The 17034-nt window shown below is 64.1% G+C and carries 18 protein-coding genes; 11 read left to right on the forward strand and 7 right to left on the reverse strand.

Annotated elements, in window-relative coordinates; genetic code table 11:
• Positions 1-45 precede the first annotated feature (45 nt).
• From EPL01_RS18105 to acs, 3 genes are all read left to right on the forward strand, one after another.
• Positions 46-648, forward strand: a complete 603-nt coding sequence (locus tag EPL01_RS18105) for an N-acetylmuramoyl-L-alanine amidase (protein ID WP_135826686.1) — start codon at positions 46-48, stop codon at positions 646-648.
• 73 nt (positions 649-721) lie between these two features.
• Positions 722-940 (forward strand): DUF8015 family protein, encoded by a 219-nt coding sequence (locus tag EPL01_RS18110; protein WP_135826687.1) that lies wholly within the window; start codon positions 722-724, stop codon positions 938-940.
• Between the two features lie 150 nt (positions 941-1090).
• Positions 1091-3082, forward strand: a complete 1992-nt coding sequence (acs, locus tag EPL01_RS18115) for an acetate--CoA ligase (protein ID WP_135826688.1) — start codon at positions 1091-1093, stop codon at positions 3080-3082.
• A gap of 326 nt (positions 3083-3408) precedes the next feature.
• On the opposite strand, the gene EPL01_RS18120 is transcribed toward acs, so the two are convergent.
• Positions 3409-3708 (reverse strand): hypothetical protein, encoded by a 300-nt coding sequence (locus EPL01_RS18120; protein WP_135826689.1) that lies wholly within the window; start codon positions 3706-3708, stop codon positions 3409-3411.
• Between the two features lie 145 nt (positions 3709-3853).
• Here EPL01_RS18120 and EPL01_RS18125 point away from each other — a divergent pair, with 145 nt between their 5' ends.
• The 8 genes from EPL01_RS18125 (at position 3854) to EPL01_RS18160 (ending at position 12773) form a co-directional block, all read left to right on the forward strand.
• Positions 3854-5473 carry a long-chain-fatty-acid--CoA ligase gene (locus tag EPL01_RS18125; protein WP_135826690.1) on the forward strand — a complete coding sequence of 540 codons (1620 nt, stop codon included), beginning with the start codon at positions 3854-3856 and terminating at the stop codon, positions 5471-5473.
• A 492-nt stretch (positions 5474-5965) separates the two neighbouring features.
• On the forward strand, positions 5966-6673 hold the full coding sequence (locus tag EPL01_RS18130) for a haloacid dehalogenase type II (protein WP_135826691.1): 708 nt from the start codon (positions 5966-5968) through the stop codon (positions 6671-6673).
• A 304-nt stretch (positions 6674-6977) separates the two neighbouring features.
• Entirely contained in the window at positions 6978-8252 is a 1275-nt protein-coding gene (locus EPL01_RS18135; protein ID WP_394346258.1) for a substrate-binding protein, read from the forward strand.
• A 136-nt stretch (positions 8253-8388) separates the two neighbouring features.
• On the forward strand, positions 8389-9324 hold the full coding sequence (locus EPL01_RS18140; protein WP_135826693.1) for a branched-chain amino acid ABC transporter permease: 936 nt from the start codon (positions 8389-8391) through the stop codon (positions 9322-9324).
• Positions 9321-10505 (forward strand): branched-chain amino acid ABC transporter permease, encoded by a 1185-nt coding sequence (locus EPL01_RS18145; protein WP_135826694.1) that lies wholly within the window; start codon positions 9321-9323, stop codon positions 10503-10505. Before EPL01_RS18140 ends, EPL01_RS18145 begins: the two co-directional genes overlap by 4 nt.
• A gap of 34 nt (positions 10506-10539) precedes the next feature.
• On the forward strand, positions 10540-11298 hold the full coding sequence (locus EPL01_RS18150; RefSeq protein WP_135826695.1) for an ABC transporter ATP-binding protein: 759 nt from the start codon (positions 10540-10542) through the stop codon (positions 11296-11298).
• A 13-nt stretch (positions 11299-11311) separates the two neighbouring features.
• Positions 11312-12064, forward strand: a complete 753-nt coding sequence (locus tag EPL01_RS18155) for an ABC transporter ATP-binding protein (protein WP_135826696.1) — start codon at positions 11312-11314, stop codon at positions 12062-12064.
• Entirely contained in the window at positions 12030-12773 is a 744-nt protein-coding gene (locus EPL01_RS18160; RefSeq protein WP_135826697.1) for a thioredoxin domain-containing protein, read from the forward strand. The genes EPL01_RS18155 and EPL01_RS18160 overlap by 35 nt, the downstream gene beginning before the upstream one ends.
• Positions 12774-13245: 472 nt before the next feature.
• Here the strand turns inward: EPL01_RS18160 and EPL01_RS18165 are convergent, their stop codons facing one another.
• The 6 genes from EPL01_RS18165 to EPL01_RS18190 form a co-directional block, all read right to left on the reverse strand.
• Positions 13246-13647, reverse strand: coding sequence for a universal stress protein (locus EPL01_RS18165; protein ID WP_135826698.1), 402 nt, complete (start codon positions 13645-13647; stop codon positions 13246-13248).
• A 142-nt stretch (positions 13648-13789) separates the two neighbouring features.
• Positions 13790-14062 carry a DUF7520 family protein gene (locus tag EPL01_RS18170; protein ID WP_135826699.1) on the reverse strand — a complete coding sequence of 91 codons (273 nt, stop codon included), beginning with the start codon at positions 14060-14062 and terminating at the stop codon, positions 13790-13792.
• 35 nt (positions 14063-14097) lie between these two features.
• Positions 14098-14316, reverse strand: coding sequence for a hypothetical protein (locus EPL01_RS18175; protein WP_135826700.1), 219 nt, complete (start codon positions 14314-14316; stop codon positions 14098-14100).
• A 47-nt stretch (positions 14317-14363) separates the two neighbouring features.
• Positions 14364-16124, reverse strand: coding sequence for a cytochrome c oxidase subunit I (gene ctaD, locus EPL01_RS18180; protein WP_246045746.1), 1761 nt, complete (start codon positions 16122-16124; stop codon positions 14364-14366).
• 170 nt (positions 16125-16294) lie between these two features.
• Positions 16295-16522 carry a DUF6684 family protein gene (locus EPL01_RS18185; protein WP_135826701.1) on the reverse strand — a complete coding sequence of 76 codons (228 nt, stop codon included), beginning with the start codon at positions 16520-16522 and terminating at the stop codon, positions 16295-16297.
• 138 nt (positions 16523-16660) lie between these two features.
• Positions 16661-17020 (reverse strand): DUF7541 family protein, encoded by a 360-nt coding sequence (locus EPL01_RS18190; RefSeq protein WP_135826702.1) that lies wholly within the window; start codon positions 17018-17020, stop codon positions 16661-16663.
• Positions 17021-17034: the final 14 nt, after the last annotated feature.

Consider the following 17034-nt stretch of genomic DNA (forward strand, 5'->3'; position numbering starts at 1 on the left):
CTAGAAAAGATATATTACTGATTGGCTCGTTTGAATTTATTGCAGATGAGTTCGAGACGAAACTTCCTCAAGAAGCTCGGTGCAGCAAGTACAGCAGGACTCGCAGGGACGGCGGCCCTGTCGGGCTCCGCCGCGGCGGACATGCCCGCGGTCGACTGGGTGCCAGCCGACTCCAGCAACTACACGAGTGCGAACCGCGGTGCGAGCGAGATTAACTGGATCATCATCCACACGGTCCAAGGGTCGGCCAGTAGTGCAGTCAACTGGTTCCAGGACCCCGACGCCGACGTGAGCGCCCACTTCACCACCGCCGAGGACGGCTACCTCTACCAGAGCCTCTCGGAGATCAACATCGGCTGGCACGCTGGTAACTGGAGCTACAACGAGACTTCCGTCGGCATCGAACACGGCGGCTACGTCAGCGAACCCTACCCGGACGCTCAGTACCAGAAGTCCGCCGACCTCGTCGCCTACCTCTGCGAGGAGTACGACATTCCGAAGCAACGCGCCACGTGGGTGCCCGACGACGCGTGGGACAACACGACCGGCGGCATCATCGGCCACGAACAGGTCCCCGGCAGTAGCCACACCGACCCCGGCGACTACTGGGACTGGGACTACTTCATCGACCTCGTCAACTCGTACTGAGCGAAAACCACGACGCTGACGCCGAGTCAGCGCCGTCCCAATTTACTTCCCGGCGCGCGCCGATAGTTCTCGCATGGACTACACCGTCCAGTACTACGACCTCGTGCTGGTCGCCATCTTCGCCACGATGGGTCTCGGCGCGGGCGTCGGCGTCTTCACGCCGCTCGCGCTCCCGACCGCCGTGACGGTCGCGGGCGTGGCCGCCGCACTCCTCATCGCCCACGGCCTGTTCGTCAACGGCCCGGTGGACGGCCCCGAGGACCTGACCGACGAAGTCGACGCGCTGAACTGACTCTTTTCCCGCTTCGAGGGGTCAAGTAGGTAGCACGTAACCGGCGAATATCGGAGCCTGCGGTCTGGAACGGGGCGCTTTCCCTGCTTTCAGGTATGCTAACTCGCGCCAACCTTTATTGCTCTCCTGAGTGAGTAGTACAACGAACCTATGCCCGAAGATACCGCCGAACTCGAAGCACGGCTCGAGGAGCAGGACGAGTTCGAGCCGCCCGAGGAGTTCGTGGCGCAGGCGAACGTCTCCGACGACTCCATCTACGACGAGTTCGAGGAGAACTGGCCCGAGTGCTGGGGGCGCGCGGCCGAACTCTTGGACTGGGACGAGGAGTACGATACCGTACTCGACGACTCGAACCCGCCGTTCTACGAGTGGTTCACCGGCGGTGAGCTGAACGCCTCCGCCAACTGTCTCGACCGCCATCTGGACGAGCGGGGCGACGAGGCCGCAATCGAGTGGGTCGGCGAGCCGACCGACGAACAGAACCGCACCTACACCTACGAACAACTCCACCGCGAGGTCAACGAGTTCGCCGCCGCCCTGCGGGAGATGGGCGTCGGCGAGGACGACGTGGTGACGATGTACATGCCGATGATTCCGGAGTTGCCCGTCGCCATGCTGGCCTGCGCCCGCATCGGCGCGCCCCACTCGGTCGTCTTCGCCGGGTTCTCCGCGGAAGCGCTCGCCACTCGGATGGAGAGCGCCGACTCGGAGTACCTCGTCACGGCGAACGGCTACTTCCGGCGGGGCGACCCCCTCGACCACTACGAGAAGACCCGCGAGGGCCTCGGCGACGTGGGCCACGAGGTCTCGGACGTGGTTGTCGTGGACAGGCTGGGCGAACACGGCCACGGCCACGACCTCGAATCGAACGAACACTACTATCAGGACCTCGTGGAGGACCAAGAGGGCGCGGAAGTCGAACCGGTCTCCAGAGACGCCGAGGACATGCTGTTCCTGATGTACACCTCGGGCACGACCGGTCAGCCCAAAGGAGTCAAGCACACGACCGGGGGCTATCTGGCGTGGACCGCGTGGACCTCCCAAGCAGTCCTCGACATCAAGCCCGAGGACACGTACTTCTGCTCGGCGGACATCGGCTGGATTACCGGCCACTCCTACATCGTCTACGGTCCCCTCGCACTCGGGACGACGACGATGATGTACGAGGGGACGCCCGACCACCCCGAGCGAGACCGCCTCTGGGAGATTATCGAGGAGTACGAGGCGACGCAACTCTACACCGCGCCGACCGCCATCCGGGCGTTCATGAAGTGGGGCGACGACTACCCCGACCAGCACGACCTGTCGAGTCTGCGCCTGCTGGGCACCGTCGGCGAACCCATCAACCCCCGAGCGTGGAAGTGGTACTACACCAACATCGGCGACGAGTCCTGTCCCATCGTGGATACGTGGTGGCAGACCGAAACCGGCGGGATGATGGTCACGACGCTTCCGGGGGTCAAGACGATGAAACCCGGTTCCGCCGGGCCTCCTCTGCCGGGGGTGGACGCGCAGGTCGTGGACGCCAACGGCGAGGAGGTCGAGGCCGGGCAGGCAGGGTACCTGACAGTCCAGAAGCCGTGGCCGGGGATGCTCCGAACCCTCTACAAGAACGACGAACGCTACGTCAACGAGTACTGGGCGGAGTACTCCGACACCGATAGCGACGACCCCGACGACTGGGTCTACTTCCCGGAAGACGGCGCGAAGATAGACGAAGACGGCTACATCACGGTCCTCGGGCGCGTGGACGACGTGCTGAACGTCTCGGGCCACCGCCTCGGCACGATGGAAATCGAATCAGCCATCGTCGGTGTCGAGGGGGTCGCGGAGGCCGCGGTCGTCGGCGGCCACCACGACGTGAAGGGCGAAGCGGTCTACGCCTACGTCATCACTGAAGACGGCTACGAGGGCGACGAGGAGATGCGCGGCCGAATCGAGGAGGGCGTCGAGGACGCCATCGGTCCCATCGCTCGACCCGAGGCGGTCGTCTTCACGCCCGAACTCCCCAAGACGCGCTCGGGCAAAATCATGCGCCGACTGCTGGAAGACATCGCCAACGACGAGGAACTGGGCGACACCTCGACGCTCCGGAACCCCGACGTTGTCGAAGACATCCAGCAGAAGGTCGGCGGGGACTGAGTGTGGCGACCACCAGACGCGCTCGGTGAGACAACTGACCGTTTGGGTGGACTGAAAGGGGCCGCCCGGTCGCGTTTACGTGGTCGTCTGGCCGACCCCTATCGGCGCGGGCGGTGTCTCACCGAACGAAGTGAGGTGACGGCTCGGAAGTCGCAGTCCGCGCAGGCCGAAGGCCGAGCAGAACCGTCTTCCGGAGCGGAGAGCGCCGATATGTCGGCCAGCGACCGCGACCGGGCGGGGGCTTTCTAAACCACTCTCGGAACCCTTTCTCGACATTCCGGTCTAGTTCTCCAGCGACTGCAAACGCACCGAGCCAAATCCCCGCCTCAAGCCCCGAGCCAGTCGTTCGAGGAGATAGACTCGCCCACGTCCCGGCAGATTTCCGCGCCCTTCTTGCGGACGCGGCGACTCGAGGGGAGTTTCTTTTCGTCTCGAATCGTGGTCTCTATCCACGCCGCCAGTCGCTCGGCCTCGGTCTTGCCCGCGATTTCGCCGACCTCCTCGATGGACTTCTCGTAGGTGCGGCGCTGGGACCGGCCGTCTTTCTTGGCTTCGTACTGCTCGTGGCTCCCGAGCGAGTCCTCGACCGCGCGGTCGATGTCTCGCATCGATTGCTTGATGCTCACGCAGGCGGCTACGACGTTTTCGCGGGAATAACTGGTGGGCGAAGCGACGAATTTTCTGAGAATAACTCGCTATCTGGTAAATTTTTGGGCCCCAAAGCTTGCACCCACCAGAACGTATATCATGAAAGTCATGAACAGTCTAAGCATGTACAAACCGCTACTCGTGACCGACTTCTTAGACCGGGCGCGGGACAACTACGGCGACCAAGAGGCCATCGTGGCGACCACGGGCGAGCGATACACCTACGACGAGTTCGGCGAGCGCGCCGACCGACTCTCGGCGGCGCTGGCCGACCGCGGCATCGAGAAGGGCGATAGAGTGGCCGTACTCGACCCCAACACCCACTATCAGTTGGAGTCGGCCTACGGGATTATGCAACTCGGCGCGATTCACACGCCGCTGAACTATCGGCTCACGCCCGAGGACTACGAGTACATCCTGAACGACGCCGGGGTGGACGCGATTATCGCCGACTACGAGTACGCCGAGAAAATCGAGGCGGTCCGCGACTCGGTGCCGACCGAGACGTTCGTCTCGAACGACGCCGACGCGACCGAGGGCGACTGGGAGGACTTCGAGGAGATCATCGAGTCGGCAAGTCCCGACGGCTACGAGCGCCCGGAGATGGACGAGGACGAGGTCATCACCATCAACTACACCTCCGGCACGACCGGCGACCCGAAGGGCGTGATGCGGACCCACCGGACCGAGACCCTCCACGCCCACATCCTCGCGGTCCATCAGGAAATCTACGACGACGACGTGTATCTCTGGACGCTCCCGATGTTCCACGTCAACGGGTGGGGTCACATCTACGCCGTCACCGGGATGGGGGCCAAGCACGTCTGCACGCGAGGCGTGGACGCCGCCGAAATCGTCGAGACGATTCAGGCCGAGGACGTGTCCTTCCTCTGCGGCGCGCCGACGGTCCTGAACATGCTCGTGGACTACTACGAGGAGAGCGGCGAGCCAGCGATGCAGGGCGACAACCCGGTCCGGGTCACCACCGCGGGAAGCGCCCCGCCGGAGGCGACGATTCGCGCGGTCGAAGACGAGTTCGGGTGGTACCTCAAGCACCTCTACGGCCTGACCGAGACCGGCCCGCTCATCACGATGTCGGACGCCCGCCGACTGCTGGACGAAGACGACGACGGCCGATTCGCGCTCAAGAAGCGCCAAGGAATGGGCGTCCTCGGCACCGAGGTCGCGGTCGTGGACGACGACGGCAACGACGTGCCCCGCGACGACGCGACCATCGGCGAAATCGTGGTCCGGGGCAATCAGGTCATGGAGGGCTACTGGGAGAAGCCCGAAGCCACCGAGGAGGCCTTCAACGAGAAGCGCGAGGGCTGGTTCCACACGGGCGACCTCGCGGTCGTGGACGACCACGGCATGGTTTCGATTCAGGACCGCAAGAAGGACATCATCATCTCCGGCGGGGAGAACATCTCCAGCATCGAAATCGAGGACACCCTCTTCGAACACGACGACGTTTCCGACGTGGCGGTCATCCCTGCGCCGAGCGAGCGCTGGGGCGAGACCCCCAAGGCGTTCGTCGTCCCGGCGTCGGGCGACCCCGACGAACCCGGCGTGACCGAACAGGAGATTCGGGAGTTCACGAAGGAACACATGGCCTCCTACAAGGCGGTCAAGCGCGTCGAGTTCGTGGCGGAACTGCCCTCGACCGCGACCGGGAAGATTCAGAAGTACGAACTCCGCGAGCGCGAGTGGGACGACGAGGACCGGATGGTCGGGCAGGGGTAGAGTCTCCTCTACATATATCTTAGCCTACTTTCTATTTCTTTAATAACTATATCTATTTTCAAAAGCACGTATTTCATTGTTCGGCCGGGCGCGACCGCTCGCGGTCGCGCCCCGCCGACCAACCCCCACGGGTGCGCGCGGCAGACCAGACAACCGGCAGGCACACGGCCGACTAACCGCCGGCAGGCGCTCAACTGAACAGACTACCGGGTGGGATGAAGGGGCCGTCCGGTCGCGTTCACTTCAGTCGCTGTGGTGGCTCTATTCGCGGCAGGCGGTGTCTCGCCGAGCGAAGCGAGGCGATGGCTCGGAAGACGCGGTTTGTCTTCCGGTGCGGAGAGCCGCGAATATCCACCACAGCGACCGCGACCGGGCGGGGGCTTCAAGAAGACAACACCGCCGCGGTTCTGCTGTTCGCGCTCACGATTAGAACCAGCCAAAATACGCACCGAGCCGAATCCTCAAGGCCCGCGGCGTAGTCACTCAGAGACCATGCCCGACTCCGGAGACCCCGACGACTCCAAATCCGACAACTCCGAAGCGCTCTGTTTCGACATGTACGGCACGCTCTGCGACACCAGCACCGTCACCACAGCACTCGGCGAACACCTCGACGTGGCAGACGGCTTCGTCGCAGACGTGGACGCGGTCTGGCGGCGGACCCAACTGCGCTACGCCCAGCAGGTCGCGCTGATGGAGGAGTACCGACCCTTCTGGGAGGTCACCGAGCGGGCCCTCGACTACGCGCTGAACTTCTACGACCTCGAACCCTCCGAGCGGGCACGCGAGGAGATCATCGCGGCCTACGAGGACCTCGACCCCTACCCGGACGCCGCCGACGCGCTGGCCGACCTCGGCGACTCGCACACCGTGGTCGTCCTCTCGAACGGCAACCCCGAGATGCTCGCCACCCTCGCGGAGAACGCCGGTCTCGCGGACCTCCTCGACGACATCGTGAGCGCCCACGAGGTCCGGACGTTCAAGCCCGACCCGGCGGTCTACCGGAACGCCGCGGACCGACTCGACCGCGAGTTGGGCGAGTGCCGACTGGTCTCCTCGAACCCGTGGGACGTGGCGGGCGCGGCCAGCGCCGGGATGGCGACCGCGTGGGTGAATCGGTCGCGCGAACCCGCCGAGGAGGTCGGGGGTGAGGCCGACCTGACCGTGGAGTCGCTCTCGGTGCTGGCCGAGGTGCTGTAAGGTCGACCCCTCGCGGTAGGGTCGCCCCGATTTCCTGCGACTTCGACGCGAATGGCCCGACGAGAGCGCGGACCGACAAAAGTCAGCCTCGGAAGCGACAAAAGTTATTGGATGAGTTACACGACGAATCGCGCGGCAAATCTTGCGAGGATTCGGCCTCAATTTTTCGCTACCCTCCGATTCTCCCGATATTTTACGCCTCGGCGGTCGGAATATTCCCGTATAATTATTAATGAGGTTCTCGTCCCGTGATAGCATGGCACGGAGAGAAAAAACTGACGTGTCGCGCCGAGACGTGGTGAAGATGGCCGGAGCCACCGGATTGGCGGGATTGGGGGTCGCGGGGAGTGCGAGCGCACAGGAGTATCCGCCCATCGGGAACTTCCCGATTCAGGGCAACCCGACGTTCGGGTTCACGGTTCCCCAGTCGGGACCGTACTCCTCTGAGGGACAGGACGAGTTACGAGCGTATCGGATGGCGGTCGAACACCTCAACAACGGTGGGGGTTGGGTGGACAACTGGTCGGACCTGTCGGGCAACGGCGTGCTGGACCAGCAGATCGAGTTCGTGTCGGGGGACACCGCGACCGACGCCGACACCGCGCGCCAGACCGCCCGCCGGATGATTCAGCGCGACCAAGCCATCATGCTGTCGGGCGGGTCTTCCAGCGCGGTCGCAATAGCGATTCAGGAGCTGTGTCAGCGCGAGAAGGTCAACTACATGTGCTGTCTGACCCACTCGAACGACACCACGGGCAAGTCCTGCGTGCGCTACTCCTTCCGGGAGATGTTCAACGCCTACATGAGCGCCCAGGCACTCGTCCCGCCGGTCACCAACGAGTACGGAGGAGACAACAACTTCTATCAGTTGTACGCCGACTACACGTGGGGTCAGACGGTTCAATCGTCGATGAGCCAGTTCTTCGGCGAGGCGGGGTGGAACGAGATGAACAGCGTCGCCACGCCGCTGGGCACCAAGGACTTCTCGTCGTACCTCTCACAGGTGCCGCGAGACCAGACCGACGTGCTGTTCCTCGACCACTACGGCCTCGACGGGGCGAACTCGCTGAGTCAGGCCAAGGAGATGGGGCTGGACGAGGACATGGAAATCGTCGTCCCGCTGTACAACCGGCCGATGGCCCAAGCCGCGGGCGGAGCCATCGAGGACGTGTTCGGTACGGTGGCGTGGGACTCCCAAATCGACAACCCGCCGTCGAACCAGTTCACGCAGGCGTTCAACGACCGCTACGACCGAATCCCGTCGGGTCCGGCGCAACTGGCCTACGCCCAGACGCTCCAGTACGCCGCGGCGGTCCAGCGCGCTGGCACCTTCTACCCGCCGGAGGTCATCAAGCAGTTGGAGGGGAGAGAGTACAACAACATCGGGATGGGCCAGGAACTGATGCGAAAGTGCGACCATCAGGCCCAGCGCGCGGTCCCGGTCGTCAAGGGACTGTCCGAAAGCGAGCAACAGCAGGGTCAGTTCTTCGAAATCGTGAATCTCACGGGAGCCGACCAGCTCGGCTACTCGTGCGACGAGGGACCGGCCGGGGAGTGCGAACTCGGCCCCTACGAGTAGCCGGGGAACCCCGTTTTCGGGGTGGCGTTCGTGTTCAAACGAAGGAACCAACCTTTATGCTTGCGAGAGGATACCACACAGACATGGTGGGGAAAACGCATCGGAACTCGACTGAACTGACTTCGGAGGTGGGAGCGTGAGCCTCCTCGCGGAGACGGTGACGGTACTGCTGAACGGTCTCCAGCAGGGCGCAATCTACGTGTTGGTGGCAATCGGGCTGTCCATCATCCTCGGGACGCTGAAGTTCGTCAACTTCGCGCACGGCGCGCTCTACTTAATCGGTACCTACGCCGGACTGCTCATCACGCTCAAGATTACCCCGACCGGCGGCAAACTCGCCGATTGGGGCTACACCACGCTCGGTCTGGGGTGGGGCTTCCTGCCCGCGCTCCTCATCGTCCCGATTCTGGTGTTCGTGGTCGGACTGGCGATGGAGCGATTCGTCGCCAGACCGTTCTACGACAGGCCCGACACCGACCAGATTCTGCTCACATTCGGACTGGCAATCGTGGTCCAAGAGGTGTTCAAAATCCTGTTCGGCGGCCAGAGCTACAACTTCGCCCGACCGGGATGGGCCAGCGGGCAGGTGGGTCTCCCCATCGTGGGCACCTTCCCCGAGTGGCGGCTCTACATCATCGGAATCACGGCAACGGTCGTCGTGCTGGTCTACGGCCTCATCGAGTACACCGACTTCGGACTGGTCGTCCGGGCCGGGACCAGAGACGCCGAGATGGTCGAACTGCTGGGCATCAAGCTCTCGCGGCCCTACCTGATGGTGTTCGGGGTCGGCGCGGCGCTGGCGGGCGTGGCGGGGGTCGTCGGCGGGCCGCTCTACGCGGTCAACCCCAACATCGGGACCGAGGTCCTGGTCCCCTCCTTCCTCGTCGTGGTCATCGGAGGAGTCGGGTCCATCTCGGGCGCGGTCCTCGGCGGGATTCTCATCGGCGAGACGCTGGCGGTGATGGTCGCCATCGCGCCCCAGTGGTCGCAGGTCGGCATCTACGTGCTGGCCGCAATCGTCCTGCTGGCGAGGCCGCAGGGGCTTCTCGGGGCCGAGGAGGTGGCACCGTGAGCGACGAACCCACCGAGACCCCGGACGCGACCGACGAGACCGGAAGCGTCGTCGAGCGAACTCAGCGCGAACTCCCCTCGTGGGAGCGAATCCGCGAGAGCGAGCTGTTCGTCGTGGCGGCGACCACGCTCGCGGTCGCAATCTTCCCGTGGCTGTTCGCTCGTGCGCCGGTCGTCAGCGGCGTCCTGCAGGGGTATCAGGATTTGGCCACGCTCATCCTCATCTGGGGCATCTTCGCCATGGGGTTCAACCTCCTGCTTGGCTACACCGGCCTGCTGTCGTTCGGCCACGCCGCCTTCTGGGGCGGCGCGGCCTACGCCGCGGGGGTGTTCAGCGCGCAGGTCTCCTCGAGTCCGATACTCATCATCCTCGCGGGCACGTCGTTCGCGGCGCTGTCGGCGTGGATTCTGGGGTTCATATCTCTTCGGCGCGGGGGCATCTACTTCGCCATCCTGACGCTGGCGTTCGGCCAGATGGCGTTCTACATGGCGCTATCGCCGCTGGCGTGGATTACCGGCGGCGAGAACGGCTTTACCGGGGTCGAACTCGGGAAGCTGTTCGGCGTGTTTCAGTTACGGTACCCCGTGCCGGGACTCGACTGGCTTGTCGGGACGTGGAAGTACGTGCTGGTCGGCGGTGTCGCGGTCCTCTGTGTGGCCGCGGCCAACCGCATCCTCCACTCGCCCTACGGGATGGTGTTCCGGGCGATTCGGGAGAACGACCAGCGCGCGGAGTTCGTCGGTCTGAACGTCTGGCGCTACAAGTTGATGGCGTTCATCATCTCGGGCACCTTCGCGGGGGTCGCGGGGAGCCTGTTCACCATCTACAGCGCCTACGTCCCGCTGTCGTCGTTCTACTGGACCACCAGCGGCGAGGTCGTCATCATGGCCGTGCTGGGCGGGGTCGGGTCGCTGTTCGGTCCCATCCTCGGCGCGGCCATTTACCTCTACGTCGAGAACATCGTCAGCGGGGTCCAGCAGTTGACCCTCCCGTTCACCGGGCCGAACGAGTACGTCACGCTGGTCCAAGAGCCGGTGGTCCTGATGGACGGCTTCGGGGCCTACTGGCACCTGATTCTGGGACTGGTGTTCGTCGCGGTCGTGGTCCTGTTCCCGCGGGGCATCTGGGGGCTGCTGATGGACTTCGGAAGTGCAGTTCGGAAATTGGGGGGTGGTCGGTGATGGTTTCCATCGACCGACGAGGAGGTGGTCGGTGATGGCCCTCCTCGAAACCCACAACCTGACCAAGTCGTTCGGCGGCCTCGTGGCGGTAGACGACGTGAACCTCGAAATCGAGGAGGGCGAGTCTATCTCGGTCATCGGGCCGAACGGCGCGGGCAAGTCCACGCTCATCAACCTCGTCACGAGGATGTTGGACGCCACCGAGGGCGACATCGAGTTCGACGGCGACTCGATTCTCAAACACGAACCTCACGAGGTGGTCCAGAAGGGAGTGAGTCGGTCCTTCCAGACCGCATCCATCTTCCCCGAGCTGACGGTCGAGGAGAACGCCCAAATCGCGGCGTTGGCGGCCGAACACGGCTCGTTCCGGTTCAACTTCCTGCGCCATCGGAACAACTACGGCGAGGTCGATAGGCTGGCCCGGCGGACCTTGGACGCGGTGGGACTGCTCGGCCAGCGCGACGTGACCGCCGAGGACCTGCCCTACGGCGACAAGCGCAGGCTTGAGTTGGGCATCGCGCTGGCGAGCGAACCGAGTCTGTTGCTGATGGACGAACCGACCGCGGGGATGTCGCCCGAGGAGACCGCCGACACGGTCGAACTCATCGAGGAGGTCAAAGAGCAGTTGGACCTGACCATCCTGCTGGTCGAACACGACATGGAGGTGGTGTTCAACGTCTCGGACCGAATCGTGGTGCTGAACCGCGGAGCAGTCATCGCCGAGGGGCCGCCAGAGGAGGTTCAGGGGAATCCCGAGGTCCAAGAGGCGTATCTCGGAGGTATGGATGCATGACGGAGGGCGAGAGATGAGCCTACTGGAGTTACAGGGCGTAGACGCTTTCTACGGCGAGAGCCACATCCTGCGGGACGTGACCCTCGGCGTCGAGGAGGGCGAGGTCTGCTCGCTACTGGGGCGCAACGGCGCGGGCAAGACCACGACGCTCCGGTCGATTTCCGGCGCGCGTCCGCCGGAGGTCCGCGACGGGCGCATCGTCTTCAAGGAGGAAGACATCACCGCGATGTCGCCCGAGGACATCTCGGCGCGGGGCCTCTCGCTGGTGCCAGAGGAGCGGCGGGTCTTCCCGAACCTCACGGTGGCCGAGAACCTCCACCTCGCGGAGGTCTCGGAGAACCGGTCGAACACGGTCGGGCGGTCGCTCGGGCAGGTGCAGGTCGAACACGTCGGGATGACGACCGAGGAGGTCTACGACGAGTTCGAGCGACTCCGCGAGCGCAAGTCCCAGAAGGCCGGGACGCTCTCGGGGGGCGAACAGCAGATGCTCGCCATCGCTCGCGCGCTGAAGCAGAACACCGACCTCCTCCTGCTGGACGAACCCTACGAGGGGCTCGCGCCCCAGATTATCGCCGACGTGGAGGACGCCATTCGGCGCATCAGCGACTCGGGCACCACGATTCTGCTGGTCGAGCAGAACGCCATCGCGGCGATGGACATCGCCGACCGGTGTTACGTCATCGACCAAGGGAGCATCGTCTTCGAAGGGACTGCGGAGAAGCTACGAGCAGATGACGAAACGAGAGACCGATACCTCGGCGTCTGAGGAACCGAGCGAGCAATCAGCACAGGCGACAGCAGTTGCGGCCGACGAAGCAGCGGCGCGCTTCGACGCGCTGGTCGAGGAGGGCGTCCTCGCGGTCGGCGACGAGAGCGGGGTCCGAACCACCGACGAGTTCGACGACACCCACGCCATCTACCACGATTCGTACGTCGGCGTGGACGACCACGAGTTCCACGAGGCCGTCGCGGCGACGTTCGGCCTGCCGGGCCGCGAGGCTGCGGCCGACCTCGTGGCCGAGCGCGGCGTCTCCAGGGACGAGTTCGTGGTCTACCTCGCGGTCGAGTCCCATCTCGACGGCGCGGACTCCCGCTCGGCCGAGGAGCTGTCCGCGATGGCCGGGATGGTCTGGGAGGTCGTGCCCGACTCGCCGGTCCCGGCCGACTTCGCGGACGTGACCGACGACCCCCACTCGCTGCTGGCTGGCGAGGAGCGCGCGCTGGTCTCGGTCTGGAAGCGGTTTTGCGACCCCTGCGAGGCGGCCAAGGAGGACCTCGACCCGCTCCTCGACGCGGTGCCCGACGACGTGTCGCTCGCGGGCGCGGACGGCGAGGCGGCCGTCGAGTTCTGCCGGACCCACGGCGTCGAGTCCGCGCCGGGGTTCGTCCTCGCGGACGGCGACGACCGCCGGACGGTCTGCGAATCGGACCCCGAGGCGGCGGCCGACGAGGTACGGGCGTTCTACGAGGACTGATTCGGCCTCGACGAGCGGATAGACAATTAATTACGTTTTCTAAAGCAATGTTTTTTTGTCTCTAAATAATGCCAAAGCTTGCTTCGAGCGGATGCGTCCGGCAGGCGCATCCGCGGCGCTCGGTGGAACAGACCACTGGGGCGCGCTCGGTTCTACAACTGACAGGGGCGGATGAAGGGGCCGCCCGGTCGCGCTTGCTTGGTCGCTGAGTGACCCTCTATCCGTCGCAACCACGTCCGTCGGATATGTCACTCAGCGACCGCCGGAGGACAAACCGCGTCCTCCGAGGCCACCTTCGCTTCGCTCGCGTGACCGCGACCGGGCGGGGGCTTCAAGAAGTGTTCATCACCTCGATTATTGTCGTAGCTGTGGTGATACGAAACGGAAGAGAACTTCGAGAAGCGGTCACGTCTCCAGTTGTTGTCGAGTCCGTAGCGATGCAAAACGAGCGAACGAAGACCCAAAAACGGAGTTACTGTTCCTCCATCGCCCCAGTAACCAACACCGGCCTGTCGGCTTGCAGAATCACCGACTGGGAGACGCTCCCGAAGATGGCCTTCCCCGCGGGCGAGCGGTTCCGGCCGCCGACGCAGATGCAGTCGGCGTCCGTCTCCTGCGCGAACTCCAAGACCGCGACGGCGGGGTCGCCGCTCCGCTCGGCGATTTCTGTCTCGACGCCCTCGTTGTCGAGGAACTCCTCGGCGCGGCGCACCGACCTGATTTGGGTCGCCGACGCGCCGTCGGGGTTCTCGGTGAAGACGTGGAGGAGTGTCGCGCGCACTTCGTCGGCCGACTGCGGGAGGTCGGCGACCGCTCTGGCCTGTCTCTGCGCGCGGTCGGACTCCTCGTCGACTGCGATGACGACGTGGTACATGCTCGGACTCACGACGAACGCGGCCTTAGATGTTCGGTCTGTCTGGACCGTGGTGTTCAGATACGAGGTGAGAAGAGAGTCCACCAGGGAGGGGATGTTTCACCGAGCGTCCGCTCCTCGAAGACAAATCTCGAAGCACTATTCAGGGGTTCTCGTCGGGTCGCTCGGCGTCGGCCATCTCCGAGACGAGGACGACCAGCGCCAGCGGGACGCCGAGCGCCAGTCCGACCGTCACGACGCCGTAGACCGCGAGGCCGAGCGGCGTCGGCGGAAGCTCGACCAGTCCGAGGAGTTTGACCGCGGTGAGGTCCCGCGGCCCGACCGCGCCAAGCACGGCTCCCACGACGCCCGTGAGAGCCACGATGAGGGCGTAGAACCCGACGACGAACGACCGACCGCCGAACGTCTCGCTCACGTCCGGTGGTGAGAGCGGCGGAAGGATTAGCCTTTTCATCCGGAGGACCCAATCCCGGGTATGAGCGAGAAAGACATGCTGGCGTATCTCCTCGGCGGGATTGCGGTCCTGATGTTTGCGATGGGCATCATCCTCGCGCTGACGTAGCCGAGGCGTCGTCTGACTTCGACCGAGTAGCTCGACTCCTCGACCGACCCGCGGACCGCCGAGTCGATTCGCTCTGATTCTGTGTGCTGTGCTACGTCGTTCGACACGTAGCTTCGGCTACTCGGCGTGAAAAAACGGAAAAGCGGTTGTACGTCTATTCGTCGTCTTCGACTTCGCCGCCGTCGGTGCGAATCTCCTCGCCGCCGTCGGTGGCGATAGCGGTCTCGCGCTTGCGCTCGAACCACTCCCACTCCTTGGTCTTCATGCCGTCTTCTTCGAGGTCCCACGGGTCGGCGCTCTCGACCTTGGGGCCTTCGAGCCACGAGACGACGAGGTTGTAGACGAAGATGAGCTGACCGAAGCCCATGATGAACGCACCGACCGTCGCAATGAGGTGGAGGTCGGTGAACTGCGGGAGGTAGGTGGCGTAGCGTCGGGGCATCCCGCCGTAGCCCAGCAGGAGCATGGCGATGAACGTCACGTTGCTCCCGATCATGCTGAGCCAGAAGTGCCACTTCGCCAGCGTCTTCTGGTACATCCGACCGGTGAACATCGGGAACCAGTAGTAGATGCCCGCGAAGCCAGCCATTGCTATGGCTCCCATGACGATGAAGTGGAAGTGCCCGACGACGTAGTAGGTGTCGTGAAGCACGAGGTCCACGGGGATGGACGCGAGGAAGACGCCCGTGACGCCGCCGAGGATGAAGTTCTGGACGAACCCGATGCAGAACAGCATCGGCGCGACGAGTCGGAGCCGACCGTTCCACATCGTGGTAATCCAGTTAAAGACCTTCACCGCGCTCGGGACCGCGATTGCCAAGGAGACCGCCATGAAGCTCGCTCGGATGCGGGGGTCGATGCCCGTGCTGAACATGTGGTGTGCCCACACGCCGAAGGAAAGGACACCGATTGCCAGCGTCGAGTAGACGACGAACTTGAACCCGAACAGCTTCCGGCCCGAGAAGCGGGGCAGGATGAGGCTGACGAGTCCCATCGGGGGCAGCACGAGGATGTACACTTCGGGGTGACCGAAGAACCAGAACAGGTGCTGCCAGAGGATGGGTCCGCCGCCTTCCGAGGCGAAGAACGTCGTGGCGAAGTTCCGGTCCAGCAGGAGCATCACGAGCGCGCTCCCCAGCAGCGGGAACGAGAACAGGATGAGACCCGACTGGGTCAGCATCGTCCACGAGAAGATGTCGAGTTTCTCCCAGCCGACATCGTCGCCGCGCTCGGCGAAGATGGTCGCAATAAAGTTGATTGCGCCCATCGTCGCCGAGACACCCGAGAGGTGCAGTCCCAGCAGCATCAGGTCCACGCCGGGGTTGGTCTGGTCGACCGACAGCGGCGTGTACATCGTCCACGAGGTCTGCGCGGGCTGGATGTCACCGCTGGTCAGCGTCGCCAGCGGGAAGCCCGCCCAGATGAGGAGCGCCGCGGGCGGAAGCAGCCAGAACGCGATGGCGTTGATTCGCGGGAAGGCCATGTCGTCCGCGCCGATGAGCAGCGGGATGAAGTAGTTCCCGAACGCCGCGATGATGGGCGTCCCGAACAGGAACAGCATCGTAATCCCGTGGGTCGTCAGCAGGGAGTTGTAGAAGTTCGCCCCGATGATGAACTCCTCGGGAACCGCGAGTTCGGTCCGCATCAGGAGGACCGCGATGCCGCCCCACGCGAACGCGAAGAGGCCGTAGAACCCGTACAGGTACCCGATGTCCTTGTGGTCCACGGTGGTCAACCAGCGCACGATTCCGGCAGGTTTCTCGTGATGAACCTGCCCTGTCTGTTCGCCGACGTGTCCGCCGCTGCCGAGGGGCGTGTAGGAACGCCAGTCCTCGAGTCGGGAGAGGAAAGCCGCGACCCCGACGAGGAGGATCCCCATGACGACGGTGATTGCTATTTGCCCGGCTTCTACCATATCCCGTGGTCAGTACTACAAGGTAAAGAAAGGTTAGGATATGACTCGGCGGAGTCGTCGTATTTCGGCTGAAAGGGAGGAAAATATTTCCGCTATCCCTCAGAGAAAGCTCATCGATTAGCGCGGTTACGTGACAGTTCCTCGATAGGGTCAGCGACCGACGGTCGTCGTTACTCCGACTCGGCGTCCTCGATGAGGCTGGCCGCGACGTAGGTCAGGTACGCCAACAGGACGAAGGGGACGACCAGCAGGGCGAATCCGACTGCGGAGACTAGCCCTTCGATTGCCCATGGCGATGCGACCGCGAACAGCGCGACGAAGAACCCGATGATGAACAGGGGGATGATGTTGACCGAGATGTCGAGCCACGTCTCCCGTTCGAAGATGGGGGTTGCCATGTGGGGCGCTTCCCACGGGGACCTCATATAGGTTGCCGATTTCCTCCGACCGGCGCTCACGAGGGCATTCCCCGACGGAGGACAACTCCACCCACGTCAGAGAAATAAAAGCAATGTTTAAAGCAATCTATATCCGACTCAAACGGTGTCTGGCTGCCAGAACGAGCCGAAGACGCCGCTTGCGAGGAGAATAATCCCGCCCGCGAGGATAGCGAGGCCGCGGAGTTGGACCGACCCGCCCGTGGTGTACGAGATGAGCGCGCCGATGGCGAGACAGAGGACCGACGCCGTGACCAGTCCCTTCCACGGGTCGGCGATGTAGCCCGATTCGCGCAGGATGCCGACGACGCTTCCGGCGAACAGGAGGAGTCCGCCGACCGCGACGGGGAACAGTGGCCACACGATGCCGATCTCGAAGATGGCGAGTCCGAACGCGACGAACAGCGGCCACGGACTCGCCTTGCGATATTCGTCACTCAGTCCGGGTTGTTCGTCCATACTACTCTTTCGGG

This window comes from Halorussus ruber, from assembly GCF_004765785.1.
Taxonomy (GTDB): domain Archaea; phylum Halobacteriota; class Halobacteria; order Halobacteriales; family Haladaptataceae; genus Halorussus; species Halorussus ruber.

Bases quoted from the DNA above. Each gene is read 5' to 3' on its own strand.
- EPL01_RS18105 (WP_135826686.1), top strand. From the start codon at position 46: ATGAGTTCGAGACGAAACTTCCTCAAGAAGCTCGGTGCAGCAAGTACA.
- EPL01_RS18110 (WP_135826687.1), top strand. From the start codon at position 722: ATGGACTACACCGTCCAGTACTACGACCTCGTGCTGGTCGCCATCTTC.
- acs (WP_135826688.1), top strand. From the start codon at position 1,091: ATGCCCGAAGATACCGCCGAACTCGAAGCACGGCTCGAGGAGCAGGAC.
- EPL01_RS18125 (WP_135826690.1), top strand. From the start codon at position 3,854: ATGTACAAACCGCTACTCGTGACCGACTTCTTAGACCGGGCGCGGGAC.
- EPL01_RS18130 (WP_135826691.1), top strand. From the start codon at position 5,966: ATGCCCGACTCCGGAGACCCCGACGACTCCAAATCCGACAACTCCGAA.
- EPL01_RS18135 (WP_394346258.1), top strand. From the start codon at position 6,978: ATGGCCGGAGCCACCGGATTGGCGGGATTGGGGGTCGCGGGGAGTGCG.
- EPL01_RS18150 (WP_135826695.1), top strand. From the start codon at position 10,540: ATGGCCCTCCTCGAAACCCACAACCTGACCAAGTCGTTCGGCGGCCTC.
- EPL01_RS18155 (WP_135826696.1), top strand. From the start codon at position 11,312: ATGAGCCTACTGGAGTTACAGGGCGTAGACGCTTTCTACGGCGAGAGC.
- EPL01_RS18160 (WP_135826697.1), top strand. From the start codon at position 12,030: ATGACGAAACGAGAGACCGATACCTCGGCGTCTGAGGAACCGAGCGAG.
- EPL01_RS18165 (WP_135826698.1), bottom strand. From the start codon at position 13,647: ATGTACCACGTCGTCATCGCAGTCGACGAGGAGTCCGACCGCGCGCAG.
- ctaD (WP_246045746.1), bottom strand. From the start codon at position 16,124: ATGGTAGAAGCCGGGCAAATAGCAATCACCGTCGTCATGGGGATCCTC.
- EPL01_RS18185 (WP_135826701.1), bottom strand. From the start codon at position 16,522: ATGGCAACCCCCATCTTCGAACGGGAGACGTGGCTCGACATCTCGGTC.
- EPL01_RS18190 (WP_135826702.1), bottom strand. From the start codon at position 17,020: ATGGACGAACAACCCGGACTGAGTGACGAATATCGCAAGGCGAGTCCG.